The sequence below is a fragment of the Undibacterium sp. KW1 genome (genome assembly GCF_009937955.1).
Lineage (GTDB): Bacteria > Pseudomonadota > Gammaproteobacteria > Burkholderiales > Burkholderiaceae_D > Undibacterium.
On record NZ_AP018439.1, the window covers coordinates 5,586,526 to 5,611,194 of the forward strand.

26 protein-coding genes are annotated in these 24,669 nt (G+C 51.4%); 9 read left to right on the plus strand and 17 right to left on the minus strand.

The window, feature by feature from the left end; genetic code table 11:
- Positions 1 to 32 precede the first annotated feature (32 nt).
- Positions 33 to 962, plus strand: coding sequence for a GGDEF domain-containing phosphodiesterase (locus tag UNDKW_RS30690; RefSeq protein WP_162060971.1), 930 nt, complete (start codon positions 33 to 35; stop codon positions 960 to 962).
- On the opposite strand, the gene rfaE2 is transcribed toward UNDKW_RS30690, so the two are convergent.
- From rfaE2 to UNDKW_RS25195, 15 genes are all read right to left on the minus strand, one after another.
- The gene (gene rfaE2, locus UNDKW_RS25125) at positions 959 to 1,438 is read right to left on the minus strand and encodes a D-glycero-beta-D-manno-heptose 1-phosphate adenylyltransferase (protein ID WP_162060972.1); all 480 of its coding nucleotides are present in this window, start codon (positions 1,436 to 1,438) and stop codon (positions 959 to 961) included. The genes UNDKW_RS30690 and rfaE2 overlap by 4 nt on opposite strands.
- Before the next feature lie 292 nt (positions 1,439 to 1,730).
- Positions 1,731 to 2,594 carry a ferritin-like domain-containing protein gene (locus tag UNDKW_RS25130; RefSeq protein WP_162043560.1) on the minus strand — a complete coding sequence of 288 codons (864 nt, stop codon included), beginning with the start codon at positions 2,592 to 2,594 and terminating at the stop codon, positions 1,731 to 1,733.
- Positions 2,595 to 2,905: 311 nt separating this feature from the next.
- Positions 2,906 to 3,838 carry a CysB family HTH-type transcriptional regulator gene (locus UNDKW_RS25135; protein WP_162060973.1) on the minus strand — a complete coding sequence of 311 codons (933 nt, stop codon included), beginning with the start codon at positions 3,836 to 3,838 and terminating at the stop codon, positions 2,906 to 2,908.
- 18 nt (positions 3,839 to 3,856) lie between these two features.
- Positions 3,857 to 4,921 carry a sulfate/molybdate ABC transporter ATP-binding protein gene (locus UNDKW_RS25140; protein ID WP_162060974.1) on the minus strand — a complete coding sequence of 355 codons (1,065 nt, stop codon included), beginning with the start codon at positions 4,919 to 4,921 and terminating at the stop codon, positions 3,857 to 3,859.
- A gap of 18 nt (positions 4,922 to 4,939) precedes the next feature.
- Positions 4,940 to 5,845: a sulfate ABC transporter permease subunit CysW gene (gene cysW, locus UNDKW_RS25145; protein WP_162060975.1), complete on the minus strand. Its 906-nt coding sequence runs from the start codon at positions 5,843 to 5,845 to the stop codon at positions 4,940 to 4,942.
- Between the two features lie 2 nt (positions 5,846 to 5,847).
- Entirely contained in the window at positions 5,848 to 6,702 is an 855-nt protein-coding gene (cysT, locus tag UNDKW_RS25150) for a sulfate ABC transporter permease subunit CysT (RefSeq protein ID WP_162060976.1), read from the minus strand.
- Between the two features lie 284 nt (positions 6,703 to 6,986).
- The gene (locus tag UNDKW_RS25155; RefSeq protein WP_162060977.1) at positions 6,987 to 7,832 is read right to left on the minus strand and encodes an EAL domain-containing protein; all 846 of its coding nucleotides are present in this window, start codon (positions 7,830 to 7,832) and stop codon (positions 6,987 to 6,989) included.
- Positions 7,833 to 7,856: 24 nt separating this feature from the next.
- Positions 7,857 to 8,072: a molybdopterin-binding protein gene (locus UNDKW_RS25160; protein ID WP_110256421.1), complete on the minus strand. Its 216-nt coding sequence runs from the start codon at positions 8,070 to 8,072 to the stop codon at positions 7,857 to 7,859.
- Between the two features lie 26 nt (positions 8,073 to 8,098).
- Positions 8,099 to 9,028 carry an ATP-binding cassette domain-containing protein gene (locus UNDKW_RS25165; protein WP_232063107.1) on the minus strand — a complete coding sequence of 310 codons (930 nt, stop codon included), beginning with the start codon at positions 9,026 to 9,028 and terminating at the stop codon, positions 8,099 to 8,101.
- A complete protein-coding gene (gene ssuC, locus UNDKW_RS25170; protein WP_232063108.1) occupies positions 9,025 to 9,909 on the minus strand; it encodes an aliphatic sulfonate ABC transporter permease SsuC in 885 nt (294 codons plus the stop codon). The genes UNDKW_RS25165 and ssuC overlap by 4 nt, the downstream gene beginning before the upstream one ends.
- A gap of 9 nt (positions 9,910 to 9,918) precedes the next feature.
- A complete protein-coding gene (ssuD, locus tag UNDKW_RS25175; RefSeq protein WP_197893222.1) occupies positions 9,919 to 11,064 on the minus strand; it encodes an FMNH2-dependent alkanesulfonate monooxygenase in 1,146 nt (381 codons plus the stop codon).
- A gap of 166 nt (positions 11,065 to 11,230) precedes the next feature.
- A complete protein-coding gene (locus UNDKW_RS25180) occupies positions 11,231 to 12,205 on the minus strand; it encodes a sulfonate ABC transporter substrate-binding protein (protein ID WP_232063109.1) in 975 nt (324 codons plus the stop codon).
- A gap of 8 nt (positions 12,206 to 12,213) precedes the next feature.
- Positions 12,214 to 13,200, minus strand: coding sequence for a sulfonate ABC transporter substrate-binding protein (locus UNDKW_RS25185; protein ID WP_162060981.1), 987 nt, complete (start codon positions 13,198 to 13,200; stop codon positions 12,214 to 12,216).
- Positions 13,201 to 13,330: 130 nt separating this feature from the next.
- Positions 13,331 to 13,903 carry an NADPH-dependent FMN reductase gene (gene ssuE / locus UNDKW_RS25190; protein ID WP_162060982.1) on the minus strand — a complete coding sequence of 191 codons (573 nt, stop codon included), beginning with the start codon at positions 13,901 to 13,903 and terminating at the stop codon, positions 13,331 to 13,333.
- 27 nt (positions 13,904 to 13,930) lie between these two features.
- A complete protein-coding gene (locus UNDKW_RS25195; protein ID WP_162060983.1) occupies positions 13,931 to 14,941 on the minus strand; it encodes a sulfate ABC transporter substrate-binding protein in 1,011 nt (336 codons plus the stop codon).
- Between the two features lie 311 nt (positions 14,942 to 15,252).
- Here UNDKW_RS25195 and UNDKW_RS25200 point away from each other — a divergent pair, with 311 nt between their 5' ends.
- Positions 15,253 to 15,822, plus strand: coding sequence for a glutathione peroxidase (locus tag UNDKW_RS25200; protein ID WP_162060984.1), 570 nt, complete (start codon positions 15,253 to 15,255; stop codon positions 15,820 to 15,822).
- Between the two features lie 17 nt (positions 15,823 to 15,839).
- Here the strand turns inward: UNDKW_RS25200 and UNDKW_RS25205 are convergent, their stop codons facing one another.
- On the minus strand, positions 15,840 to 16,637 hold the full coding sequence (locus UNDKW_RS25205) for an IclR family transcriptional regulator (protein ID WP_162060985.1): 798 nt from the start codon (positions 16,635 to 16,637) through the stop codon (positions 15,840 to 15,842).
- 130 nt (positions 16,638 to 16,767) lie between these two features.
- Between UNDKW_RS25205 and UNDKW_RS25210 the strand changes: the two genes are divergently transcribed.
- The 3 genes from UNDKW_RS25210 to UNDKW_RS25220 all read left to right on the plus strand — a co-directional run bounded on the left by UNDKW_RS25210 (position 16,768) and on the right by UNDKW_RS25220 (position 19,767).
- Positions 16,768 to 17,730 (plus strand): MBL fold metallo-hydrolase, encoded by a 963-nt coding sequence (locus UNDKW_RS25210; protein ID WP_162060986.1) that lies wholly within the window; start codon positions 16,768 to 16,770, stop codon positions 17,728 to 17,730.
- A gap of 127 nt (positions 17,731 to 17,857) precedes the next feature.
- Complete coding sequence (locus UNDKW_RS25215) at positions 17,858 to 19,543, plus strand: FAD-dependent oxidoreductase (RefSeq protein WP_162060987.1); 1,686 nt, start codon at positions 17,858 to 17,860, stop codon at positions 19,541 to 19,543.
- Positions 19,534 to 19,767: a DUF2783 domain-containing protein gene (locus UNDKW_RS25220; protein ID WP_162060988.1), complete on the plus strand. Its 234-nt coding sequence runs from the start codon at positions 19,534 to 19,536 to the stop codon at positions 19,765 to 19,767. The genes UNDKW_RS25215 and UNDKW_RS25220 overlap by 10 nt, the downstream gene beginning before the upstream one ends.
- A 5-nt stretch (positions 19,768 to 19,772) precedes the next feature.
- Here UNDKW_RS25220 and UNDKW_RS25225 read toward each other — a convergent pair whose 3' ends face one another.
- Positions 19,773 to 20,393: a TetR/AcrR family transcriptional regulator gene (locus UNDKW_RS25225; protein WP_162060989.1), complete on the minus strand. Its 621-nt coding sequence runs from the start codon at positions 20,391 to 20,393 to the stop codon at positions 19,773 to 19,775.
- 331 nt (positions 20,394 to 20,724) lie between these two features.
- On the opposite strand from UNDKW_RS25225, the gene UNDKW_RS25230 reads away from it, so the two are divergent.
- Genes UNDKW_RS25230 through UNDKW_RS25245 form a run of 4 tightly spaced genes read left to right on the plus strand, consistent with a single transcriptional unit; the run spans position 20,725 to position 24,663 of the window.
- Positions 20,725 to 22,026 (plus strand): NAD(P)/FAD-dependent oxidoreductase, encoded by a 1,302-nt coding sequence (locus UNDKW_RS25230; RefSeq protein ID WP_162060990.1) that lies wholly within the window; start codon positions 20,725 to 20,727, stop codon positions 22,024 to 22,026.
- Entirely contained in the window at positions 22,023 to 22,832 is an 810-nt protein-coding gene (locus tag UNDKW_RS25235) for a DUF1365 domain-containing protein (RefSeq protein WP_162060991.1), read from the plus strand. The genes UNDKW_RS25230 and UNDKW_RS25235 overlap by 4 nt, the downstream gene beginning before the upstream one ends.
- Complete coding sequence (locus tag UNDKW_RS25240) at positions 22,829 to 24,091, plus strand: cyclopropane-fatty-acyl-phospholipid synthase family protein (RefSeq protein WP_162060992.1); 1,263 nt, start codon at positions 22,829 to 22,831, stop codon at positions 24,089 to 24,091. The genes UNDKW_RS25235 and UNDKW_RS25240 overlap by 4 nt, the downstream gene beginning before the upstream one ends.
- On the plus strand, positions 24,088 to 24,663 hold the full coding sequence (locus tag UNDKW_RS25245) for a chalcone isomerase family protein (RefSeq protein WP_162060993.1): 576 nt from the start codon (positions 24,088 to 24,090) through the stop codon (positions 24,661 to 24,663). The genes UNDKW_RS25240 and UNDKW_RS25245 overlap by 4 nt, the downstream gene beginning before the upstream one ends.
- The last annotated feature ends 6 nt before the right edge of the window (positions 24,664 to 24,669 follow it).

A 24,669-nucleotide genomic window follows, 5' to 3' on the forward strand; every position in this document is an offset into this window, starting at 1 on the left:
ACCCCTTCCAGCTGGCGGGCGAAGAAATCTATTTGTCTGCCAGCGTGGGTATCACCATCTACCCGCGCGATGCCGACAATCTGGATGACCTCATCAAGCATGCCGACCAGGCCATGTATGCGGCCAAGGCCCATGGCCGGAATCGCTTCAGCTATTTCACACCCGGCCTACAGACTGCTGCATTGGCACGTCTGCGCATGACGAATGATCTGCGCACTGCGATTGCTGAAAATAGCCTGCGCGTCTATTTCCAGCCCATCGTCGATATCCATAGCGGGAAAATACAAAAAGCTGAAGCTCTGGTACGCTGGCTACATCCCCAACGGGGATTCATCAGCCCCATGGAGTTTATACCCATTGCAGAAACCAGCGGCCTGATCATCGCCATCGGCGACCTGGTATTCCGTGAGGCATTATGCTGGGTCAGGAAATGGCGCGAGCTGTATCGCCCAGACTTCCAGATCAGTATCAATCAGTCTCCTATGGAATTCCAGGGTGACCAGGAACGTTATATCAAATGGATACATGAACTGGCACTACAAAACCTGCCTGGCCAGGCCATCAGCGTAGAAATTACCGAAGGACTATTGCTGGATGCCAGCCAGAAAATCACCAGCAAGCTGTTGCAGTTCCGCGACGCCGGGATACAGGTGGCGCTTGATGATTTTGGTACCGGCTATTCTTCACTGTCCTACCTGAAGAAATTTGATATCGATTACCTCAAGATAGACCAGTCCTTCGTCCGTAACCTGGCAACGGATGCCAGTGATATTGTCTTGTCTGAAGCCATCATCATGATGGCGCACAAGCTGGACCTGAAAGTCATTGCCGAAGGGGTAGAGACGCAACAGCAACATGACTTGCTGAAACAGGCAGGCTGCGATTTTGCGCAAGGTTATTTATTCTCGAAACCCTTGCCACCGGAAGAGTTTGAGATCTTACTGCAGCGACAAAAAACTTAAGCGCCTGAGCGTACTTTGGCCAGCAATTTGCTGGTCGAACGGTCATGCTCAAAATCGATGGCTGCCACCGTACCACCATAGGCCAGCACCGCCTGACCTTCGGGTATGGCTGTCATATCATAGTCACCGCCTTTGACATATACATCGGGATGCGCTGCCAGCACTACCTGTAAAGCGGTATCTTCATCAAATTCCACCACCAGGCTGACAGACTCCAGCGCTGCCAGTACCGCCATACGGTCTGCACAGGTATTGACGGGCCGGTCATCGCCCTTGCCCAGGCGTTTGACCGAGGCATCAGTATTCACCGCCACCACCAGCGAAGCACCAAATTCGCGTGCATCAGCAAGATAGCTGACATGACCACGGTGCAGGATGTCGAATACGCCGTTGGTCATGACTACCGGTTTTGGAAGCTCGCGTACACGTTCCGACAATTGCTCGCGGGTAGTGAGTTTTTTTTCGAATTCTGGCATGGAAATAGTTCAGTATTTTTTTGAAAAACCACTCACCACAGAGGCACGGGGAAAATCGTAATCGTAATTTATTGTAGGTTGGGCTACGTTTCATCAGCCCAACACTCGGCGTATAAATAGCGTATTCGTTTATCAAAGGCACAGTGTTGGGCTGGTAAATCGTAGCCCAACCTACGGAAAACCACGCGATTTTCCTCTATGCCCCTCTGTGCCCCTTGTATTGAATGGTCTTGAATTTATAAACAAAAACGCCGCTAATGATTAGCGGCGATTGTACATGCTCAAACCAGCTTTATGCAGCGCTAGGCAAGCTGCCAGGCAAAATAACCAATCTTTGCGCGACTTCCTTGCGATAGCGGTTCAGGTCTTGCACTGTTTCAAAAGTACGCTCGAACAGCAGCGACATATTATGCAGGATGCGATCGACGACTTTCTTTTCCCACACGCCGTCAAACTTGATCTGGCCATCGAGCCAGCGTTCCAGCCAATCAGGGTCAGGCAGACGTGATTGTATGGTGTCGTTCGGGAACAATGCCTGGTTGACATGCAAGTTGGTCGGGTGCAAAGGTTTTTCGGTACGTCTGGCGGACGCCATCAGGACGCCGATCTTGGAAAATGCGGCACGGGCGACGTCGCCGACTTCGGCCAGGGATTTTTTCATGTAGCGCAGATAAGCACCGCCATGGCGTGCTTCGTCCTGGCTAATGATTTTGTAGATATGCTTGATGACAGGTTCGGTATGCCAGTCAGATGCACAGCGGTACCAGTGGTTCAGGCGTATCTCACCGCAGAAATGCAACATCAGGGTTTCCAGCGGTGGTGCGGGGTCGAACTCGAAACGTACATTGTCGAGTTCTTTTTCTGTCGGCACCAGCTCAGGGTGGAAGCGGCGCAGGTACTCCATCAGGACCAGGGAATGCTTTTGTTCTTCAAAAAACCAGATGGACATGAAGGCACAAAAGTCACTGTCGCCACGGTTATCACGCAAGAACATTTCTGTCGCTGGCAGCGCAGACCATTCAGTAATGGCATTCATCTTGATGGTTTGCGCCTGTTCAGGTGTCAGTTTGCTGGCGTCATACTTATCCCAGGGGATGTCTGACTCCATATTCCAGCGCACTTGCTCCAAAGACTTAAACAATTCAGGGTAAAGCATGGTCAACCTCTGATAAAAAATGCAGAAATTAGAATAATTTGCCTAATTTTACCAGAGAGATGTGACGCCTTCACGACAGTGCCTGAATTGCTGAAAATTTAGGCGGGAACACAACAGAAAAATAAGACTTGCGCAAAATTGTCCCAGCAAGGCCTTGCCTGGGAAAGCTCCCTTGCAAGGGAGCTTTGTTTCATCGGCGGACAACATATTGTCCGAAACCCCGATTGCACCGTAGCGACGAAGACAGTACTTTAGTACCGAATTTATCAACTGCCGGAGCTGCAACGCAGCTGGGGCGGTTTTACGCAAGTCTACGCTAATTCATTTTCACTGACTGCTTGTCGCACCTCATCCCTGTCCAGATTAGGTGCAAACTGTTGTATGAATTCATAGGTATAAGCGCGCAGGTAAGCGCCACGGCGTACCGCCAGACGTGTCACATTCGATGCAAACAAGTGGCTGGCCGAAATTGTCCTCAAGCCATGTGCACGTTGCACTTCTATGGCCATCGAAGCCACCAGACCCACGCCCAGACCCAGCGCCACATATTGCTGGATAACGTCAGAATCCATCGCAGTCAGGACGATATCGGTGCGCAAGCCAGCCAGGCGGAATGCGTCATCAATATGACCACGACCGGTAAAACCAACGTCATAAGTAATCAGTGGATAATTCGACAGGTCTTCCAGCGTCAGTTCTTCCTTGCTCAGGAGTGGATGACCTTCTGGTACGACGACAACGTGATTCCATTCATAGCAGGCGAAAGAAGCCAGGTCCTTGAACTGTGACAGACCCTCGGTCGCAATACCGATATCGGCCTTGCCAGACAATACCCATTCAGCAATATGTTCCGGGGAACTTTGTTGCAGGGCTATGCGCACTTCAGGGAAAGCCTGACGAAAGCCTTGTACCACCTTGGGCAGCACATAGCGCGCCTGGGTATGGGTAGTAGCGATTGTCAGCGTGCCTTTGGACTGGTCAGAATAGTCCTCGCCAGCCTGGCGCAGGTTTTCTGCTTCCAGCAGCAATCTTTCTATGATGGGCAATATGTCCTTGCCAGGTTCTGTCAGACCGGTCAGGCGTTTGCCATTACGTTCGAAAATATCGACACCAAGTTCTTCTTCCAGTTCACGGATCTGGCGGCTGACGCCGGGCTGGGAAGTAAACAAGACATTCGCCACTTCAGTCAGGTTATAACCACGGCGTGATGCTTCACGGATAGAGCGTAGTTGTTGGAAATTCATGGGGCACCTTATTCTTTATTATTGAGCATCGACAAAAACATGCAGGCGTTTTGGGCGCACTACCAGGGCTTCGCCGACTTTGAGTTTCAGTTGTTCATAGCGTTCTGTAGAAATCATGGCTTCGACCAGTTCGCCGTTGTCATCTCTTTCCAGTTCAAGCTGGGCCAGCGGGCCTATGCTGTGGACGCGGCGGAGTTGCACATTGAGGCCTGCCGCTCCGGGCGAATAGCGGTCTATTTCGAGTTCATGCGGGCGCACATAGCCAGTACCAAAAGCGTCACGGGTTTCGGCATGGCCTGGCGCTTCAAAAGGCACACCGCCAGCATCAAGTATGCCTTCATGAATACGGCCACGGAACAGGTTCACATTACCGAGGAAGCCATAGACAAAAGGCGTAGCCGGATTATGATATACCTCAGCCGGAGCGCCTACCTGCTCCACCTTGCCGTGATTCATCAGGACGATCTTGTCAGCCACTTCCAGCGCTTCTTCCTGGTCATGCGTGACGAAAATACTGGTCACATGCAATTCATCGTGCAGGCGACGTAACCAGCGGCGCAACTCCTTGCGTACCTTGGCATCGAGCGCACCGAAAGGTTCGTCGAGCAAAAGTACGCGTGGTTCTACTGCCAATGCACGTGCCAGCGCAATACGCTGACGCTGGCCACCTGACAATTGCGGTGGGTAACGGTCAGCCAGCCAATCGAGCTGCACCAGTTCCAGCAGCTTGGTGACTTTCTCCTTGATCTCACTTTCTGATGGGCGCACATGGCGTGGCTTGACGCGCAAGCCGAAAGCAATGTTTTCAAAAATCGTCATATGCTTGAATAAGGCATAGTGCTGGAATACAAAGCCAACCTGGCGTTCACGCACATGCTGCGCAGAGGCATCTTGCCCGTCGAGCAAAACCTGGCCACTGTCGGCATATTCCAGACCGGCGATGATGCGCAACAGTGTGGTCTTGCCGCAACCTGATGGCCCCAGCAAGGCGGTCAGTTCACCATTCGGGAAATCCAGCGAGACATTGTCCAGTGCGGTAAAACTACCAAAGCGTTTTTGTAATTGATTAACAGCGATACTCACGGTGAACCCCTTCTCTCTTTATTCTTGCGGCAATTGGCGGTTTTCATTGGTACGCCATTCGACTAATGTTTTCAGCGCGAGTGTCAGCAAAGCCAGCAAGGTCAGCAGTGACGCGACAGCAAAGGCGGCGGTGAAGTTGTACTCGTTATATAAAATTTCGACTTGCAACGGCATGGTATTGGTCTCGCCACGGATATGGCCGGACACCACTGATACCGCACCAAACTCACCCATGGCACGCGCATTACACAGAATCACGCCATACAGCAAACCCCATTTGATATTTGGCAAAGTCACGTACCAGAAAGTCTTCCAGCCAGATGCGCCGAGCACCAGTGCAGCCTCTTCTTCTTCGCTACCCTGCGCCTGCATCAGCGGTATCAATTCACGAGCGACAAATGGAAAAGTAACGAAAATGGTTGCCAGCACAATGCCAGGTACCGCAAACAAAATCTTGATTTCATGATCACGCAGCCATTCACCAAACCAGCCCTGCGCACCAAACAGCAAGACATAGATCAGACCGGAGATCACGGGAGACACTGAAAACGGCAAATCAATCAGCGTCAGCAAAACATTTTTGCCACGGAATTCAAACTTGGCGATAGTCCAGGCTGCCGCTACACCAAACACCAGGTTCAGCGGCACGGCTATGCCCGCAGCTATCAGGGTCAGTTTGATGGCTGACAAGGCATCTGCTTCTACTATCGCTGCCAGGTAAACTTCCCAGCCTTTTTTCAGTGCTTCGGCAAAAACGGCTGCCAGTGGAATGAATAAAAACAGAGTCAGGAACAGCAATGCAGTCACGGTCAAGACTATACGTACCCACAACGGTTCCAGCGTTGCCGCTGGTGTGATCGCAGGTTCATGCCTGCGTGCAGTGATGGGCGTCTTGACGGGCGTATTGATGGCGGCTGTCGTCATGATCAATCCCTCCCTGCATTTTGGCGGCTGCGCGTCCAGGCCTGCAACGCATTAATCGTCAGCAACAGGGTGAACGACAGCAACAGCATGACCACAGCTATCGCTGTCGCCCCGGCATAATCATATTGTTCGAGTTTGGTAATCATGAATAGCGGCGTAATTTCAGAAATCATGGGCATGTTGCCAGCGATAAAAATCACTGAGCCATATTCACCGGTAGCGCGGGCAAAGGCCAGTGCAAAACCCGTCAGCAAAGCCGGTATTATGCTGGGCAAGATCACGCGCAAAAATGTCTGCAGATGACTGGCACCCAGACTGACGGCTGCTTCTTCCAGTTCTTTTTCAGCCTCCTCCAGCACGGGTTGTACAGTGCGCACCACGAAAGGCAGGCCGATGAATGTCAGCGCAATCAAAATACCGAGAGGCGTGTAGGCAACCTTGATACCCAATGGTGTCAGCAATTTGCCTATCCAGCCATTTGGTGCATACAGGGTTGCCAGCGTAATGCCTGCCACTGCTGTCGGCAGGGCGAATGGCAAATCCACCAGTGCATCGATGAGACGCTTGCCAGGAAACTTGTAGCGCACCAGCACCCAGGCAACGATGCCGCCAAAGAAGACATTGATCAGCGCACCCAACAGGGACGCACCAAAAGTCAGGCGGTAAGATGCCATCACACGGTCAGACGTGACGGTATTCCAGAAAGCCTCCCAGGTCATGGTAAAGGTTTTCAGGAACACGGCAGAAAGCGGTATCAGGACAATCAAGCCCAGATAAAACAGGGTAAAACCCAGAGAAAGCTGAAAGCCGGGCATCACCCGTCTTGCCCTTTTATTTGATCCTAAAAACTGCGCCATGCTTAGCCTTTATTACAGATATGACTATCGATGAGCAATCTTCCCAGTATTTTGTTATATAGAAAACGAATTTTTTCTTATGCTTAAATACGTTTTTCGCATATAGATTAGACGTTAATGAGCAAAAATACCAAAAAATTATTTATAAGTCATTGAATTGACGATGAATCGGGCATTTTTTGGTTTTGCATATGCAGAAAGCGCAAAAACGCAGAAACACCTCTGCAAGCATCTGCATCGGTGATCTCTACTGATCTCTACGTTAGTTGTTGAGATGGAAAATCTCAGGCGAGTTTGAATTCCTCTTCGTAATGGAAGCTCAGCTTGCTTTCTTCACGGCTTAACAATATCGCTTTGGGCAAATCAAACAAGAAACCCTGTAACAGATAAGGGCTGGCAGTCTGATTGGTCTCACGCAATGCCTGCAGGCGCTTCTGATTCTCTATGCGACGGAAAATAATGTGGCACTGGGCCCGGTCAGCCTGCTCCAGCAAACGCACTTGCGCCTCTGCATCATTGGCCAGACTGATATCAAGCTTGATGGATGAAGGCCGTATGCGGTCCAGCAAATCAACGGCTTGCTCCAGGCTGGCCGCATGTAAGCCTATGCGAAAGCCATTGCGCCGGTAATTCTCGGCAACGTGGGTCAAGACCCAGCGCTGACTCGGCGCGATCAAGGGCAGTTGCAAAACTATATCGGGATGTGGCAACTCCAGCACATCAAGGATACGGCGGAACGCCATGCCATGATTACCCTCCACCGCTGCCAGCAAGCGGCTATGCACACTAAGATATAAATCCAGCTTGGCACTTTCTGGCTGCCGGTAAAAATTCAGGGTATGCAAGAGCCGGCACAACCTGTCCAGCTCTACCGACTCATCATCATTAGCGGCGTTTTCCAGCAATTTCCAGATATTCAGGCCCTGGTCATCGCTGGCATAGCTGCGTGCATAGGCCTCATAAGCAATAATACGGCCATCATCTCCAGCGCGTATGGCCTGGAAGGCGCTGGTCAGGGTGGAATTAAAATAACGTCCGCGCGCACGCCCTTGTTCATCCAGCCACAAGTTGGTGGTGGCAAGCGTACTTTGCAGACGACTCAGGTAGTTTTGCAATGCGGGAGAATGCATGCCTGCCTCAGCTTAAAATTCTATCTATAACTTGGCGATAGAAACTTCTGTCGCTTTTACCAACGCCACAACTTCTGAACCGATGACCAGGTTCAAGTCTTTGATGGAGCGCGTAGTAATGACAGAAGTGACGATGCCTGCGGGTGTCTCGACATCGACTTCAGACACAACAGATCCTTCGATGATGGCCTTGATTTTGCCGCGAAATTGATTACGGACGTTGATAGCTTGTATGCTCATGATAATTCCTTACATTAGTGAAACAATCAGATTGCCCATGCAACCTGACTGACAGTCCTCAACAGCGACACATCACCCAGTTCGGTGTCTGGCGCGGCTGAAGGTTTTTGTAAAACGCGCTGCAAGATACGGTCTTCCAGCTCGGCAAATTTTGGATTGCCACGCGCCCGTGGGCGGGGTAAGTCAATTCTGGTATCCAGTGTGATTTGGCCATCTTCTATCAGGATCACGCGGTCGGCCAGGGCGATAGCCTCTTGTACATCGTGAGTCACCAGTACAGCAGTAAAGCCACGCTGCTGCCACAGGCTTTCAATCAGGTTTTGCATCTCTATGCGGGTCAGTGCATCGAGTGCCCCCAATGGTTCATCAAGCAGCAACAAGGCTGGTTCATGCACCAACGCTCTTGCCAGCGCAACACGCTGACGCTGGCCACCGGACAATACCGATGGCCACTCGTCAGCGCGCTCAGCCAGCGCGACCTTTTCCAGAGCCTGACGAGCCCTGGTCTTGTCACTGCCCAGACCGAGTGCGACGTTGGCGATAACGGACTTCCACGGCAACAGGCGGGAATCCTGGAACATCACCCTGGTATCAGGTTTTGCTTTTCCCTCGGCAAATTCCAGGCTGCCGCTATCGGCTTTTTCCAGGCCGGCAATCAGGCGCAGCAAGGTACTCTTGCCGCAGCCGCTACGACCTATGACGGCGACAAACTCACCTGCAGCAATCTGCAGATTCAATGATTTCAGTACCTGCCGACCCTGATACGATTTTTGTATGAGGCGCAAACTGAGTGCGGTACCGCTGCTAGCTGACGCACTCCCCGCATTCTGGGCAGTTTCAGTCCCCGGCGACCATTCACCTTTGGCAGTATGCTCCCAGCCACCATCAAGTTCGTCGCGCAAGGCAATGATGTCTGGAACGGCACTGATGGAAAACTCTGAAAATTGACGCATCATGCTGCCCTCCCCTGATAGCCCGGATGCCAGCGCAGGCAATACTGTTCAAGCCCACGCGACAGCACATCGGCCAGCTTCCCCAGCAAGGCGTATAACAATATGCCGACCAGCACCACATCGGTTTGTAGAAATTCACGGGCATTCATGGTCATATAACCTATACCCGCCTGGGCAGAAATGGTTTCTGCAACGATCAGCAAGACCCACACCAGACCCAGCGAAAACCGCACGCCAACCAGTATTGAAGGCAGTGCACCTGGCAAGATCACATCGCGATATAAAGCCCAGCCAGACAAGCCATAGCTTTGCGCCATTTCTATCAGACCCTTATCAACAGTACGTATGCCGTGAAAAGTATTCAAATAAACGGGAAAAAACACACCCACCGACACCAGGAACAACTTGGCCATCTCATCGATACCAAACCATAAGATCACCAGTGGTATCAAGGCCAGGGCAGGAATATTTCCGACCATTTGCAAGCTCGTATCGAGCAGAGTTTCTGCGAACCGGAAACTGCCTGTCAGCAAACCCAGCAAGAGACCCAGCCCACCGCCAACTGCAAAGCCGGATATCGCCCGCCACAGACTGGTCTTGGCATGTACCCAGATTTCGCCGGAAACAGCGAGAGTCCAGAATGCTTTTACCACCGCCAGTGGTTCGGGCAAGATACGGCTGGACAACCAGCCAGTCTGCGCTGCCAGTTGCCAGAACAGGATCAATGTTACTGGCACCAGCCAGGGCAAACCCCGCTTCAGCAGACGCACGCTGGCCTGGCGAAAGACATCTGGTTTTTTTGCGGTAAGCTGTGCTGCATGGCCGGAGCCACCCTGCGCATAGGTAGCAGCAAATTCACTCACTTCAGTAATCATTGGTCCCATTTTGCCTCCCTAGCTTTGCGATACCTTGGGGACGATGCCATTGGCCATGACTTCACCAAACGGGCCAGTCAGGCTGGTGGAAACACCGGGTACGGTCTTGCCTATCAGAGGGAATACCAGTTCTGAAAAACGGTAAGATTCTTCCAGATGCGGGTAACCCGAGAAAATAAAGGTGTCGATGCCAAGCGCCTGATATTCCTTGATGCGTGCGGCCACGGTTTCAGGGTCGCCAACCAGCGCAGTACCTGCACCACCGCGCACCAGACCGACACCGGCCCACAGATTAGGCGACACTTCCAGCTTGTCGCGCTTGCCGCCATGCAGGGCGATCATGCGTTGCTGGCCGACTGAATCCATTTTGGCAAAAGCTTTTTGTGCACGGGCAATGACATCATCATCAACATAGCGGATCAGGTCATCTGCAGCTTTCCAGGCTTCATCGTTAGTCTCACGCACGATCACATGCAGACGTATGCCAAAGCGCAAAGTCCTGCCATGTTTGGCTGCACGTTCACGCATGTCGGCGATCTTGGCGGCTACTGCTGCCGGTGGCTCACCCCAGGTCAGGTAAACATCGACCTGCTCTGCTGCCAGCTCATGTGCCGGTTCAGAAGAACCACCAAAATACAGCGGCGGATAAGGTTTTTGTATCGCCGGATACAAGGTTTTTGCGCCCTTGACGGTAATGTGCCTGCCTTCGAAATCATAGCCGGCGTCACCACCTTCGCCAGCCAGTGACGCACGCCAGACACGCAAGAATTCGTCAGTGATTTCGTAACGCTTTTCGTGATCGGCAAATACGCCATCAGCCTCCAGCTCGCCCTGATCACCACCGGTGACGATATTGATCAGCAAACGCCCCTTGGATAAACGGTCAAAGGTCGCGGCCATGCGCACTGCCAAACCGGGGCTGCTCAAACCGGGGCGTATCGCTACCAGAAATTTGAGTTTACTGGTCGCGCCTATGAGGCTGGAGGCTACCACCCAGGCATCTTCGCAAGAGCGGCCAGTAGGCAAGAGTACACCGTCAAAACCCTGGATGTCGGCAGCAACCGCAATCTGTTTCAGGTAGTCATAATTGACTTCACGCGCGCCATGCGTCGTCCCCAGATAGCGACTATCACCATGGGTGGGAATAAACCAGAATATATTCAAACTCATTATTTGCTCCTGTATTTTTCTCGTGTCATAGTTAGAGGCTTTTGCAAAACTAAGCTGGCTAGGCGCCCCCGGCTAGGCGCCCCAGGCGCAGACAGTGCTTTAGCACCGGGTTTTACATCTTGACGGCGCAACAACGCCAGATTATTTTTGCGAGAGCCTCTCATAGTTTGGTGCCTGGTGGCAGCCATACTGCATCACGCACATTGACTGCTTTGGGTATCAATTTTTGTTGATAAAAATTGTCAGCCACTCTTTGCTGTTCATCGACGATGTTCTGGGTCAGATAGACGACGGGTGAACGTGCCCGACGTTCCAGAAAGCTGGCGATGGTCGGTTTATCTAAGCCCGTACTGGCAGCTATGATGGCAACAGCTTCATCGCGGTTCTTTTGTACGAAGGTATCGCTGCGCGTCAGTTCTTCAAACAGGACTTGTATGACTTTGGGATATTTGTCAGCAAAGCTGCGTGCAGACAAATGGTGAGACAGATTGTTGACCAGGCCCTTGCCTGTCGCCAGTATTCTTGGTGCTGCGCTTTGCTCAATCGCGGCCCAGTACGGGTCCCAGATCGCCCAGACATCAACACTGCCACGCTCGAAAGCTGCCCTGGCATCAGCCGGTGCCAGATACACAGGCGTGATGTCTGACCATTGCAAACCAGCATGCTGTACAGCGCGCAAGACGTGGTAATGCGCACTTGAGCCTTTTTGAAAAGCGATTTTCTTGCCTTTCAATTCTGCCAGCGTGCGTATGCCTGAATCAGGTTTCACCAGAATCGCGCTGACACCTGGCTTGGCCGGTTCAGCGCCGACATACACCAGATTGCTGCCTGCAGACTGGGCAAAGATAGGTGGCGGTTCGCCCGTGGTGGCAAAGTCTATGCTGCCTACTGACAGGGCTTCCAGCATTTGTGGGCCTGCAGTAAATTCAAACCAGGTGACTTTAACACCTTTCAATTGCTGTTCCAGCGCCTGCCTGTGTTTCAGCAAGGTCAGGTTGACTGAGCTTTTTTGAAAACCTATACGTAACTCTTTGGGTAATTCTTTGGGCAAATCAGTGCCAGCTGCAAAGCTGGCTACAGACAATATGCTCAAAGAAAATGCCAGCAGCAGGCGGCGGATAGCAGACAATTTCATCATCAGCCTCAGGTCTTGACCGCAAATACTGCATCGCGGATATTGATACGCTTGGGTATCAGTTTCAGGTCAGCAAAGGTATCCGCTATGCTTTGCTGTTCCTTGATGACTTGTTCAGTCAAAGGTTTGACGCCAAAACCAAAACGGGAAGTGGATAATTCCACGATGCTGGTTTCCAGCCCGGTTTGCGTGGCCAATATGCTGGCAACTTCCTTGTGGTTTTTTGCTGCCCAGTCATCGACCTTGGCCAGCTCTTCGAGAATGATGCGCAAGACTTCAGGGCTTTTTTGTGCATAAGGCCGCGCAGCCAGATAAAACTGGTGATTGCTGACCGCGCCTTTACCATCCACCAGTATCCTGGCACCCAGTTGTTTTTCAGCCGCCGCCAGGAATGGGTCCCAGATCGCCCAGGCATCAACACTGCCACGCTCAAATGCTGCGCGTGCATCGGCGGGCGGCAGGAAGATAACTTCAACATCCTTGTAATTCAAGCCCGCTTTTTCCAGCACCTTGACCAGCAGGTAATGCACATTCGAACCCTTGTTCAAGACTATCTTTTTGCCTTTGAGGTCTGCTGCTGATTTCAAAGGAGAATTCTTGGGCACAATGACAGCTTCACCACTCGGTGCTGGCGGCTCATTGCCGACATACAGCAAATCTGCACCAGCGGCCTGGGCAAAAATTGGTGGTGCTTCACCTGTGGTGCCAAAATCGATACTGCCTACATTCAAACCTTCCAGCAATTGTGGGCCAGCGGGAAACTCTGTCCATTTGACATCGACACCCTGGGCAGCCAGCCGTTTATCCAGCGCCCCTGTCCCCTTGAGCACCGTCAGTGTTCCATACTTCTGATACCCTATGCGCAGACTGGTCTTGGCCTTGTCCTGGGCAAAGGCTTTGGGCAAAACCACGCTCAAAGCGGCCGCGGTCAAGGCCGACAGGCGGCTCAGGGTAAGACGTTTTTCCTTGCTGGTAATTTGAATTTTGCGGCTCATGTTCTGCTTTCATATTTTGGACAAGACTTCCCCCTGCCGGGGTGCCAGCATGAAAGAAAGGTTATTAGTAAATGATGTTAGAGCGGGTACTTGCTCAGTGCTATACCAATGCGGCTATGTTTTGCCAGGGTCAACAAGGTAAAACCAGTTCAGCTTCTGTTCTTGCTGATGGTCGCAAAAAACTCAGGCTATCAAGCAGGAGCTGCACACCATCTTCTACCCTTTGCTGTATCGCCGTATCCAGCTGCAGACCATGCAGCTCTGACCAGCTCACTTGTGCATCTGTCGCATAAATACTGGGCAGGACATGCCGGGCGGACAGGGACGCAAGTACCGGGCGCAAGCCATAATCAAGTGCCAGCATATGTGACTGGCTGCCGCCGGTCGCGAGAGGTAATACCAGCTTACCGGCGAGACCATCCTGCGGCAGGATATCCAGAAAACTTTTCAGCAAACCACTGTAGGCCGCTTTGTAGATGGGCGTAGCGATGACTATGGCATCCGCCTTTGCCAGCAGGCTTTTGGCTGCCGACAATTCAGGATCAGAAAAGTCGGCATGCATCAAAGCCTGAGCAGGCAAGTCCCTGACATGCAGACTGCTGGTACGCTGCCCCAGTTCATTGAGCTTGATACCCACGTGATTCAGCAGTCTGGCTGAACGTGAGGGGGAAGACGGGCTTCCCGATAGCAGTAAGATGCGCATGTTCTTGCCTCCGGTTTTTACTAAAGCTTATTTTTTGCCTGGCTGATAGATCTGATCAAAGATACCGCCGTCAGCAAAATGCTCTTTTTGCGCCTTGGTCCAGCCACCGAAAGTGTCATCTATCGTAAACAGTTTCACTTTAGGGAATTGCGCTGCATATTTTTTCGAGGCTTTTTCTGTAGTAGGACGATAGTAGTGCTTGGCTATCGTGTCCTGACCTTCATCGGTATACAGATAGTTCAGATAAGCTTCTGCCACTTTGCGGGTGCCACGGCGGTCAGCTACTTTATCAACAACAGCGACCGAAGGTTCGGCCAGAATACTGGTCGATGGGGCAACAATTTCCACCTTGTCCGGGCCCAGTTCCTTGATCGCCAGCAGGGCTTCGTTTTCCCATGCCAGCAAGACATCGCCTATGCCACGTTCAACAAAAGTCGTGGTGGCACCACGTGCGCCAGAATCCAGCACCGGCACGTTCTTATACAGCTTGGACAAAAACTCTTTTGCCGTCGCTTCGCTGCCACCTGGCAGTTTCAGGGCATAACCCCAGGCTGCCAGATGGTTCCAGCGTGCACCACCTGAAGTTTTTGGATTAGGCGTGATCACGGCTACGCCAGGCTTGACGATATCTGCCCAGTCCTTGATGCCTTTTGGATTACCCTTGCGTACCAGGAATACGATGGTAGAAGAATAAGGCGAGGCATTGTGCGGCAAGCGTTTTTGCCAGGCTTTGTCGAGCAAGCCTTTTTCAGCCAGCGCATCAGTGTCATAAGCCAGTGCCAGCGTGACCACGTCAGCATCGAGACCATCAATCACTGCACGCGCCTGTTTGCCAGAGCCGCCATGCGATTGTTTGATGGTGACATTGTCACCGGTTTTGGCTTTCCATTGCTTGGCAAAAGCCTGGTTCACATCCTGATATAACTCACGGGTAGGGTCATAGGAAACATTGAGCAGGTTGATGTCTGCCGCTACTGCGCCAAATGATGCAAAACTTGCTACGATGCTTGTTGCGAGGATTATCTTTTTGATCGTCATCTCTAAGTCCAGGGAAGTAATAATTTTTATGAGGAGTACAGGATAAAACGGCTCTATATAAATTAAAACGAAGTGTTTCGATGTTTTATATGTGTTTTTGGTATATGGTGCTCATCATGATGAAGACCGAAAAGCTCAACACGGAATGAGCACAGAGGCACAAAGCGAAAGCTGAATTAAGTTATATATCACTTGCACCTGTTTCTTTTATTGAAACAATCATCACTAGCGCTCATTAAACACTTGTTCTCCAAGCTATTTATTTCCTCAGGACTGAGCTAAGATGACATTCTCTTTTTCAGGAGTTAGTCATGCTGCGACGCACACCAATTCAAGTTGCTGTTTTTCTGGGTTTGATTACTTGCTCATTGGGAGCGTGGGCTGATACCGGTGATGCCTGCCCGGCCGTGCTGAACCACAAATTCAAGCGCCTGCAAGATGAAGCGCCGCAAGACCTTTGCCAGTACAAGGGCAAGGTGGCACTGGTGGTCAACACTGCCAGTTATTGTGGTTTTACCAAGCAATATCAAGGTCTAGAAGCGATGTCGGCCAAGTACGCCGACAAGGGCCTGGTGGTGCTCGGTTTTCCATCGAATGATTTTGGCAAGCAGGAACCGGGCAATGACAAGCAGATTGCTGATTTTTGCTTTAATACCTATGGCGTGAAATTCCCGATGTTCAGCAAGTCTTCTGTCATGGGCAAGGATGTCAATCCCATGTATGCGCAGTTAATCAAGGCGACCGGCACGACACCAAAATGGAATTTTTATAAATACCTGATAGACCGCAAAGGCAATGTCGTTGCGGCCTACTCCAGCGTGACCACGCCAGACGACAAGAAACTGGTCGCCGATGTAGAAAAGGCACTGTCCGCACAGTAACTCCTGCAAATTGATCCCTATAAAAGCTTGGGCACATGGCCCAACTGACGTGATATAGCACTGGCACTGGCGCGCAAAGCCTGTGCCAGTTCGCCATTCCAGTCTGTATCAAAACTGCCCTTGGGGCCGGTGGCAGTAATCACCAGGCTCAGTGCCTGGGCATGATTGAAGACCGGTGCGCTGAGGGCATTGATGCCCGGTATCGGCAAACCCTGCGCCCTTGCCAGCCCCTGCTCTCTTACCTCTGCCAATACGCTGGCGATATCCTGAGGTTTCATCTGCACGCCAGCCTGCCCTATCACCAGCTCATCCCTGAGTTCCCTGGCGATCACCTTATCGACCAGCGCTTGCGGCAAGAAGGCAGAAAATACCAGACCTGTTGCCGTACCCAGCATGGACATGACCGAGCCCGCATGCATGTTCACGTGGATAGGGCGGCTGGATTCGGCGATATACACCACGGTAGGACCATGGCTGCCCCACACCGCCAGCGCCACAGTCTGATCCGTGGCAGCAGCAAGGCGGGTGATCTCAGGTATCGCCAGCTTCACAGGTGACATTTGCTGCAGGCTGACCAGGCCCATCTGCAAGGCAAAGGGGCCTAACTGATAAGCGCCCGTTGCCGCATCCTGCTCGACCAGGCCGAGTTTGCCAAAGCTGACCAGATAAGCATGTGCCTTCGAGGCTGGCATGCCACTCTCACGCGCCAGATCACCCAGCGACATGGCGCGACCAGAGCTGACCAGGGCATTCAGGATCAGGCCACCGACCTCGATTGCGCCTATGCCGCGTCTTTCCTTGTTTTTCTCTGTCATGGCTGCCTCTTGATTAATGGGAATCCATTTTACTATTAACAAATGCATTTACAAATAACGAATTAATGCTTATTCTTATCCGATAGCATCTCCTTTATCTTGAGTACAACACATCTCAAAGGTTATCCCCATGAGCACCAAGCAATTTGCCTCCCACGCTGACCTGGAAGAAAAGAAAGTCAGCTTCCAGCAATTATCCGAACATGCCTACGCCTACACGGCTGAAGGTGACCCGAATACCGGTATCATCATCGGTGACGATGCTGTCATGGTCATCGATACCCAGGCCACGCCCATCATGGCGCAGGATGTGGTGCGCCGTATCCGCGAAGTCACTGACAAGCCGATTAAGTATGTCGTGATGTCACACTACCATGCGGTGCGCGTACTTGGCGCCAGCGGCTATGTAGCCGAGGGTCTGGAGCACATCATCGCCAGCCGCGATACTTATGACCTCATCGTTGAACGTGGTGATGCCGACATGAAGAGTGAGATAGGCCGTTTCCCGCGCCTGTTCCGTAATGTTGAAAGCGTGCCTGGCCTGACCTGGCCGACGATTACCTTCAAGGGTGAAATGTCGATCTGGCTGGGCAAGCTGGAAGTGAAGCTCATGCAGGTAGGCCGCGGCCATACCAAGGGCGATACCATCGTCTGGCTGCCACAGGAAAAAGTCTTGTTCTCTGGTGACCTTGTTGAATTTGGTGCGACACCGTATGCGGGCGACGCCTATTATTCAGACTGGCCAAAAACTCTCTCCAATCTGGAAGCGATGAAAGCCGAGAAACTGGTACCAGGCCGCGGCGCTGCGCTGACTACTCCTGAACTGGTGGCAGCGGGTCTTAGTGAAACCCGTTCTTTCATCAGCGATCTGTTTGCCAGCGTCAAGGCGGGGCAACAACAACAGCATGACCTCAATACCATATACAAAAATACTTATGCCGCTTTGAAGCCCAAGTATGGCCACTGGGTGATATTTGATCATTGCCTGCCATTTGATGTGACGCGGGCTTTTGATGAGGCATCTGGACATGTTGATCCGCGCGTGTGGACGGCGGAGCGGGATGTGGAGATGTGGAAGAGTTTGGAGGGGTAATTTTACGAACATCAAGACCTCTCAACATAGAGGCACAGAGACCCTGAGAAATCCTTTTCTTATTGTCACTGATCATGCATCTCTGTGTCTTTTGCTTTCGCTCTAATCGGGTCGCAGGAGTCGCATTTTGCTTAGCACTTATCAATATCAAAAATTCCCTTTCGTGACCCCAGCGGAGTTGCAGACCAGGGAAATCACACGCCGCAAAGTTGTGATAGTCGGTGCTGGCCCTGTAGGTCTGGCGGCGGCAATAGATTGCAAGCTGCAGGGGCTGGATGTGCTGGTGGTCGATGATGATGACACGGTCTCGGTAGGTTCACGCGGGCTGTGCTATGCCAAGCGTACACTGGAGATACTCGACAGGCTAGGCGTTGCCTCGGCTGTGCGTGCCAAGGGTGTGGAGTGGAATGTTGGGCGTACTTTCTTTCGCAAGGAAGAAGTATTCAATTTCAACCTCTTGCCAGCGCCTGATCACAAACATCCGGGCATGGTGAATCTGCAGCAATATTATCTGGAAGATTTTCTGGTACAGCGGGCGATGGAACTCGGCATAGAGTTGCGCTGGAAAAGCCGTGTCACTGCGATTGAGCAAGGCGATGATTTTTCCACCTTGCAGATAAACACACCAGAGGGAGATTATAGTCTGCAGGCCGACTGGCTGATCGCCTGCGACGGCGCACGCAGCCCCTTGCGCCAGATGCTGGGGCTGGAAGTGGAAGGTAAGGTGTTCATGGACAGATTCCTGATTGCAGATGTCGTCATGAAAGCTGACTTTCCAGCAGAGCGCTGGTTCTGGTTTGACCCACCGTTCCATCCCAATCAATCAGTACTGTTGCACCGCGAAGCCGACAATGTCTGGCGTATAGACTTTCAACTGGGCTGGAATGCTGATCCGGTGGAAGAGCGCAAACCCGAAAACGTGATACCGCGCATCAAGGCGATGCTCGGTGACGACAGGGAATTTGAACTTGAATGGGTCAGTGTGTATACCTTCCAGTGCCGGCGCATGGAAAAATTCCGTCATGGCCGAGTGCTGTTTGCTGGCGATGCCGCACATCAAGTTTCACCCTTTGGCGCACGCGGCGCCAATTCCGGCATTCAGGATGCAGATAATCTGGTGTGGAAACTCAAGCTGGTCGTTGATGGCAAAGCACCAGACAGCCTGCTTGATACATATTCCGATGAACGCGTATTTGCAGCGGATGAGAACTTGCTCAATTCGACGCGCTCTACTGATTTCATCACACCCAAAAGTGCCATCAGCAAATGTTTTCGCAATGCCGTATTGAGCCTGGCACAGGAACATGTGTTTGCGCGCAAACTGGTCAATTCCGGGCGATTGTCTGTACCTGCTATTTTGTCTGAATCGAATTTGAATACAGAAGACAGCAAAGACTTCGATACAGCTCTGCAGCCTGGTGCGCCATTTGAAGATGGGCCAGTCATTGATCAACACAAATCAGGTTTCCTGATCGATTATTTGCGACCAGTTTTTCATGGTCTGTATTTTTGCGATGCTGTATCTGACATTCCTGATGCACATCTGACAGCGATCAAGGCTTTAGAGCAAGAAGCAATTCCAGTAAGTACGCTCATCATCAGCAAACAGGAAGACACCCTTGATGACCACTTAACACTGACCGATATCAAAGGCCTATTGCACCAGCGTTATGGTGCGGGCAATAGCAGCTATCACTTGCTCAGGCCTGACCAGCACCTGACTGCACGCTGGCAACAATTTGAACTTAATCTGGTGCGCCAGGCAGTACAAACTGCCTGCGGCAATTCATCAGGAGTGGCATCATGCCTTTGAACCTGCAAGCCAATTTCCATTACCCTGATAAATCAGCACAACGCGATTACAGTGCAGGCGATGATTTTTATCAGCTACTGATAGACAGCCATCGTGACCTCAGCGATGAAGCCAGTGCTGCACTGAATGCACGATTGATCTTGCTGCTAGCAAATCACATCGGTGACATCAGTGTCTTGCAGGAAGCCTTGCGCCTCGCTGCAACAAAACAAGAATCGGCTTGAGCAACTTAAGCCTTCCTCGCTTCATTCGACAAAAACCCACCTATGGTCGCATGCACCATGGCATCAACGATTTGCTCATGCGTCAGGCGCTTGTCGCGCAATAAAAACTCCATGGTCGGATCGCAGGCGCGTGAATACAGGGTATAGACCAGCACATCATCCGGCACCAGCGGCGTTAAAGCGCCCTGCTTTCTAGCCTCTGCTACCAGTGCGTAAAAGCGCTTGTTAACACGCAAGGCCACCATCACGTATTCAAGGTTCAGCATCAGGCTACGCTGCAAGGCCAGGCTGGTTGATGGCAGATGTGGTACACCACCTTGCAGGCGCAATCTTAAAGACCAGGCCAGGATATGCCTGATCTTGTCTATTGCAGGCATGTCTGCCGCCAGGGTATCAAGCTCAGCCTGGGTCGCCTTCAGCAGTCGCGTCATGGCTGCCGCTGCCAGCTTTTCCTTGGAAGAAAAGTGCTTGTACAGGCTGCCCTTGGCGATGCCCACCGCATCGGCAACATCATCCATGGTCATCAAGTCATAGCCTTTTTCTGACAAAAGGCGATTGACGGCATCAATGATGGCTTCTTCCCGCGCATCAAACTGTTGTTTTTTAAAGGGAATCCGGATTTCCATTATTTTTTCTGCACAAATAAAAACTTTGTAGTATATTTTGTGACTGATCAGTCACAAATTGAAATTCATAGTCACATTCTAACTGAGCACAGTTTTTTTACCAGCGATTTTTCTTGCTCTGCCGCTGGGGCATTGAGTAAAGAGGATGAAACGGACATGGAGCAGGATTGAATCCAAACAGGCGGGTTTTGCGTATGTATAAACAAGTACGTCAGGCAGGGCGATGCATGCACACATCACGCACGCCTCTGAAAAGCACCATTTCTACAACAGATGTATTGTTTAACATTTTTATTTACTCTTATTTATTAATCATCAGCATAATCAGATTATGAAAATCGCTGTCATCGGTTCCGGCATCTCCGGCCTGTCTTGCGCATACGAGCTTTCTAAAGCAGGACATGAAATCAGCCTGTTTGAAGCCAATGATTATTTTGGCGGACATACTCATACCGTCGATGTCAGCCTGGAAGGCCAGACTTATGGTGTTGATACAGGTTTCCTGGTGTTTAACCACAAGACCTATCCCAAGCTCGTCAACTTATTCAAGGAATTGGGCATCGCCACGGTTGCGACCGACATGTCTTTTTCGGTCAAGATGCCGCTTGGCAAAAATGGCAGCCGTCTGCTGGAATGGGCAGGTGCCAATCTGGATACTGTATTCACTCAACGCCGCAATCTGCTGAACCCGGCCTTCATACGCATGTTGCGCGATATCCTGCGCTTCAATAAGCAGACAACTGCACTGGCAACAACACAGGAGCATCCATACTTCAAGCAGCCGCTGGGCAGCTTCTTGGATCAGAATGGCTATAGCAAAGAATTTCGCACCTGGTATTTGCTGCCCATGGCAGCCTGTATCTGGTCTTGCCCTACCGAGACAATGATGGCATTTCCACTGTCGTCATTCGTCAATTTTTGCCATAACCACGGTTTGCTGCAAGTGAATGACAGGCCGCAATGGCAAACCGTCAAAGGCGGCGCAAGACAGTATGTAGAAAAGATCTTGCCGAGCATCGCACACAAGCATTTGCAAACCCCGGTTTTAAGCGTACGCGAAAAAGCAGCAGGGGCCATTGCGGTCAAGACGGAAGAAGGTACCCAGGTATTTGAGCATGTGGTTTTAGCCAGCCATAGCGACCAAAGCCTGAATTTGCTGGCGGATGCTGACCTGGACGAGCGTCAGATACTTTCATCCGTCAAATACCAGCCCAACCGGGCAGTGCTGCACACTGATGCCAGCGTACTACCGGAAAATAAAAAAGCCTGGTCAGCCTGGAATTATCAAAGCGAAAGCGGCAGCGAACCGCGTGTCTGCGTACATTACCTGATTAATCAATTGCAGCCCCTGCCTTTCAAGACACCTGTCATCGTCACCCTGAATCCAATTGTAGAACCAGCTGCAGACAGTATTATCAATAGCTTTGATTATTCCCACCCGGTCTTTGATGCAATGGCCATCAATGCACAAAACCAGCTGACAAATATCCAGGGCAGGAGGAATATCTGGTTTGCCGGCGCCTGGACAGGCTATGGCTTCCATGAAGATGGCTTGAAGTCAGGTCTGCGCGTCGCGGAAACCATACTCGCGCGAGCAGAAGCAGCCTACGAAAAAATGATACGTGCGGCATGAATACGCCTGCCATCAAATCTGCGGTCGTCTTGTGCACGGGCGAAGTCATGCACAAGCGTTTGCGTCCGGCAAAAAATGCTTTTCGCTATGGCGTATTTTTTATCCGGGTACCTGTGCGTGACATCAATCATATGAGTACACCAACGCTGTTTTCTGTGAACCGGTTTAATGCCCTGTCTTTTCATGAACGTGATCATGGTGACGCCAGTCAGCCACTGGCGCAATGGATAGATGCTTTGCTGCAAAGTGAAGGTATTGCTGATGCCGATGGTGAGGTGTGGTTGCAATGCTTCCCGCGCGTGTTTGGCTATGTGTTTAATCCTGTGTCTTTCTGGTTTTGTCATCGCCAGAATGGCGAGCTGCGTGCGGTGGTGTGCGAGGTACGCAATACCTTTGGTGAAAAACATCTATACCTGTTGGAAAACGGCGGCAAGCTGGTCAATGGCGAAGAATTGCATGCCAGGAAAATTTTCCATGTTTCCCCTTTTTGCAAAGTCGAGGGCAACTATCGCTTCTGCTTCATGAAAGCTCAGCAAGACTTGCGCGGACAAGCCGCACAACATTCGCTCATAAAACATCTGGCGCGTATCGATTACGAAGATGCAGAAGGCCCCTTATTGCTGACCAGTGTTTCTGGCCGCGAACAGGTGATGAGCAACATGCAAATCGCCAGAGTCATGCTGCGCTATCCCTTCATGACCTTGGGTGTCGTACTGCGTATCCATGTGCAGGCACTGCGCCTGTGGATCAAACGTGTGCCTTTTTTTTCCAAACCTATTCCTCCTACTGAAGAGTTAAGCCGATGAGCAGCCTACATCCCACATTCACCTCTGGCGCGTCTACAGCTGATAATAATGCACAAAATGCTCCACTGAACAGCAAGCATTTCCCGGCGCAAGCCAGGTTCGTGTTAAGCCTGCTGAACAAGCTTGAGCACGGTTGCCTGACCATACAATTCCCTGATGGTCAGACGGCCAGCTTTGGCCGCACATCAGAAGGCTGGCAACATGTGAGCCTGCATCTGAAAGACTGGCAGTTGTATCGCGCCGTACTCAAGTCAGGTGACATAGGCTTTGCCGAGAGCTATATAAACGGGCACTGGACCACCAGCAGCCTGACCGGCCTGATAGAACTGATTTCCCATAATCGCCAGCAACTGGAAAGCGTCATCTATGGCAGCTGGTGGGGCAATCTGATCTACAGGATCAAGCATCTGCTGAACCGCAATTCCCGCACAGGCAGCAAGAAAAACATTCATGCCCACTACGACATAGGCAATGAATTCTACAAGCTGTGGCTGGACCCTACAATGACTTACTCCAGCGCGATTTATTCTGGCGAGCAAGAGCAATCACTGGAAGAAGCCCAACTGGCAAAATACCGCCGCATACTGCATCAACTGGCCTTACCGGAAAATGCCAAAGTACTGGAAATAGGCTGCGGCTGGGGCGGCTTTGCCGAGATGGCGATACGTAATGCCGGTGCACACGTCACCGGACTGACGTTGTCTGTTGAACAGCTGCAATATGCCCGTGCACGCTTGCATCATGCCGGTCTGCATGCGCAAAGTGATTTGCGCATAGAAGATTACCGCGATGCAAACGGCAGCTATGACGCCATCGCCTCGATAGAAATGTTTGAAGCTGTTGGCGAAGCCTATTGGCCAGGCTATTTTGAATGCCTGCAACGCAATCTGAAACAAGGTGGCCGTGCCTGCGTTCAAAGCATCGTCATTGCGGATGAATTATTTGACCGCTACCGCAAGGGTACCGACTTTATACAGCAGTACATTTTCCCTGGCGGCATGCTGCCATCCATAGAAAAATTTCATGCGATGGCAGCAGGCTACGGCATGGAGGTACTGGATACCTATAATTTTGGGCTCGACTATGCACGCACTCTGTTGCACTGGCGTCATGCTTTCATGGAAAAATTGACGCAGGTCAAGGCCCAGGGCTTCGATGATCAATTCCTGCGTACATGGGAATTTTATCTGGCGTATTGTGAAGCCGGTTTCCGCGCTGGCAGTATCAATGTCACGCAATTCACATTGAGAAAAAAATGAACGTCCGATTGCTTGCACGCGGTTTTTTTATGTCACTGATGCTTTCATCTGCAGCATTGCTTGTGCAAGCAGAGGATAAAGCCATCACTACGGCACCAGCGCATATCAGTGAAGAAATCCCACAAGCCAGTTTGCAGGGTAGTGGCAGTTTCCGCTGGTTCGGCTTGCATATTTATGATGCGAGCTTGTGGTCTTCACCTGAGGGCTATAAACCAGACAGCGACAAGCCGCAAAAGTTTGCGCTGGATCTGGCCTATGCCCGCAACTTGTATGGTGGAAAAATCGCCGATGCCAGCATAGATGAAATAGAAAAACTCAAACTGGGTACAGCAGAAAAACGTGAGCGCTGGCTAACGCAGATGAAGACGATTTTTCCTGACGTCAAACAGGGCACGCATATCACCGGCATCCACATACCGAACGAGGCTGCGCGGTTTTACCTGAATGGAAAATTGCTGGGCGAGATACGCGATGCCGAATTTGCTCGCGCCTTCTTTGCGATCTGGCTGGATAAAAATACTTCAGCCCAAAGTTTGCGCACCAAGCTGTTAGGGAAAGCCACTGCTGGCTAACGCCTG

Coding starts and splice junctions, on each gene's coding strand:
- rfaE2 (WP_162060972.1), bottom strand. CDS start 1,438: ATGCCAGAATTCGAAAAAAAACTCACTACCCGCGAGCAATTGTCGGAA.
- UNDKW_RS25130 (WP_162043560.1), bottom strand. CDS start 2,594: ATGCTTTACCCTGAATTGTTTAAGTCTTTGGAGCAAGTGCGCTGGAAT.
- UNDKW_RS25135 (WP_162060973.1), bottom strand. CDS start 3,838: ATGAATTTCCAACAACTACGCTCTATCCGTGAAGCATCACGCCGTGGT.
- cysW (WP_162060975.1), bottom strand. CDS start 5,845: ATGACGACAGCCGCCATCAATACGCCCGTCAAGACGCCCATCACTGCA.
- cysT (WP_162060976.1), bottom strand. CDS start 6,702: ATGGCGCAGTTTTTAGGATCAAATAAAAGGGCAAGACGGGTGATGCCC.
- UNDKW_RS25155 (WP_162060977.1), bottom strand. CDS start 7,832: ATGCATTCTCCCGCATTGCAAAACTACCTGAGTCGTCTGCAAAGTACG.
- UNDKW_RS25160 (WP_110256421.1), bottom strand. CDS start 8,072: ATGAGCATACAAGCTATCAACGTCCGTAATCAATTTCGCGGCAAAATC.
- UNDKW_RS25165 (WP_232063107.1), bottom strand. CDS start 9,028: ATGATGCGTCAATTTTCAGAGTTTTCCATCAGTGCCGTTCCAGACATC.
- ssuC (WP_232063108.1), bottom strand. CDS start 9,909: ATGGGACCAATGATTACTGAAGTGAGTGAATTTGCTGCTACCTATGCG.
- UNDKW_RS25180 (WP_232063109.1), bottom strand. CDS start 12,205: ATGAAATTGTCTGCTATCCGCCGCCTGCTGCTGGCATTTTCTTTGAGC.
- UNDKW_RS25185 (WP_162060981.1), bottom strand. CDS start 13,200: ATGAGCCGCAAAATTCAAATTACCAGCAAGGAAAAACGTCTTACCCTG.
- ssuE (WP_162060982.1), bottom strand. CDS start 13,903: ATGCGCATCTTACTGCTATCGGGAAGCCCGTCTTCCCCCTCACGTTCA.
- UNDKW_RS25195 (WP_162060983.1), bottom strand. CDS start 14,941: ATGACGATCAAAAAGATAATCCTCGCAACAAGCATCGTAGCAAGTTTT.
- UNDKW_RS25200 (WP_162060984.1), top strand. CDS start 15,253: ATGCTGCGACGCACACCAATTCAAGTTGCTGTTTTTCTGGGTTTGATT.
- UNDKW_RS25205 (WP_162060985.1), bottom strand. CDS start 16,637: ATGACAGAGAAAAACAAGGAAAGACGCGGCATAGGCGCAATCGAGGTC.
- UNDKW_RS25210 (WP_162060986.1), top strand. CDS start 16,768: ATGAGCACCAAGCAATTTGCCTCCCACGCTGACCTGGAAGAAAAGAAA.
- UNDKW_RS25220 (WP_162060988.1), top strand. CDS start 19,534: ATGCCTTTGAACCTGCAAGCCAATTTCCATTACCCTGATAAATCAGCA.
- UNDKW_RS25225 (WP_162060989.1), bottom strand. CDS start 20,393: ATGGAAATCCGGATTCCCTTTAAAAAACAACAGTTTGATGCGCGGGAA.
- UNDKW_RS25230 (WP_162060990.1), top strand. CDS start 20,725: ATGAAAATCGCTGTCATCGGTTCCGGCATCTCCGGCCTGTCTTGCGCA.
- UNDKW_RS25235 (WP_162060991.1), top strand. CDS start 22,023: ATGAATACGCCTGCCATCAAATCTGCGGTCGTCTTGTGCACGGGCGAA.
- UNDKW_RS25240 (WP_162060992.1), top strand. CDS start 22,829: ATGAGCAGCCTACATCCCACATTCACCTCTGGCGCGTCTACAGCTGAT.
- UNDKW_RS25245 (WP_162060993.1), top strand. CDS start 24,088: ATGAACGTCCGATTGCTTGCACGCGGTTTTTTTATGTCACTGATGCTT.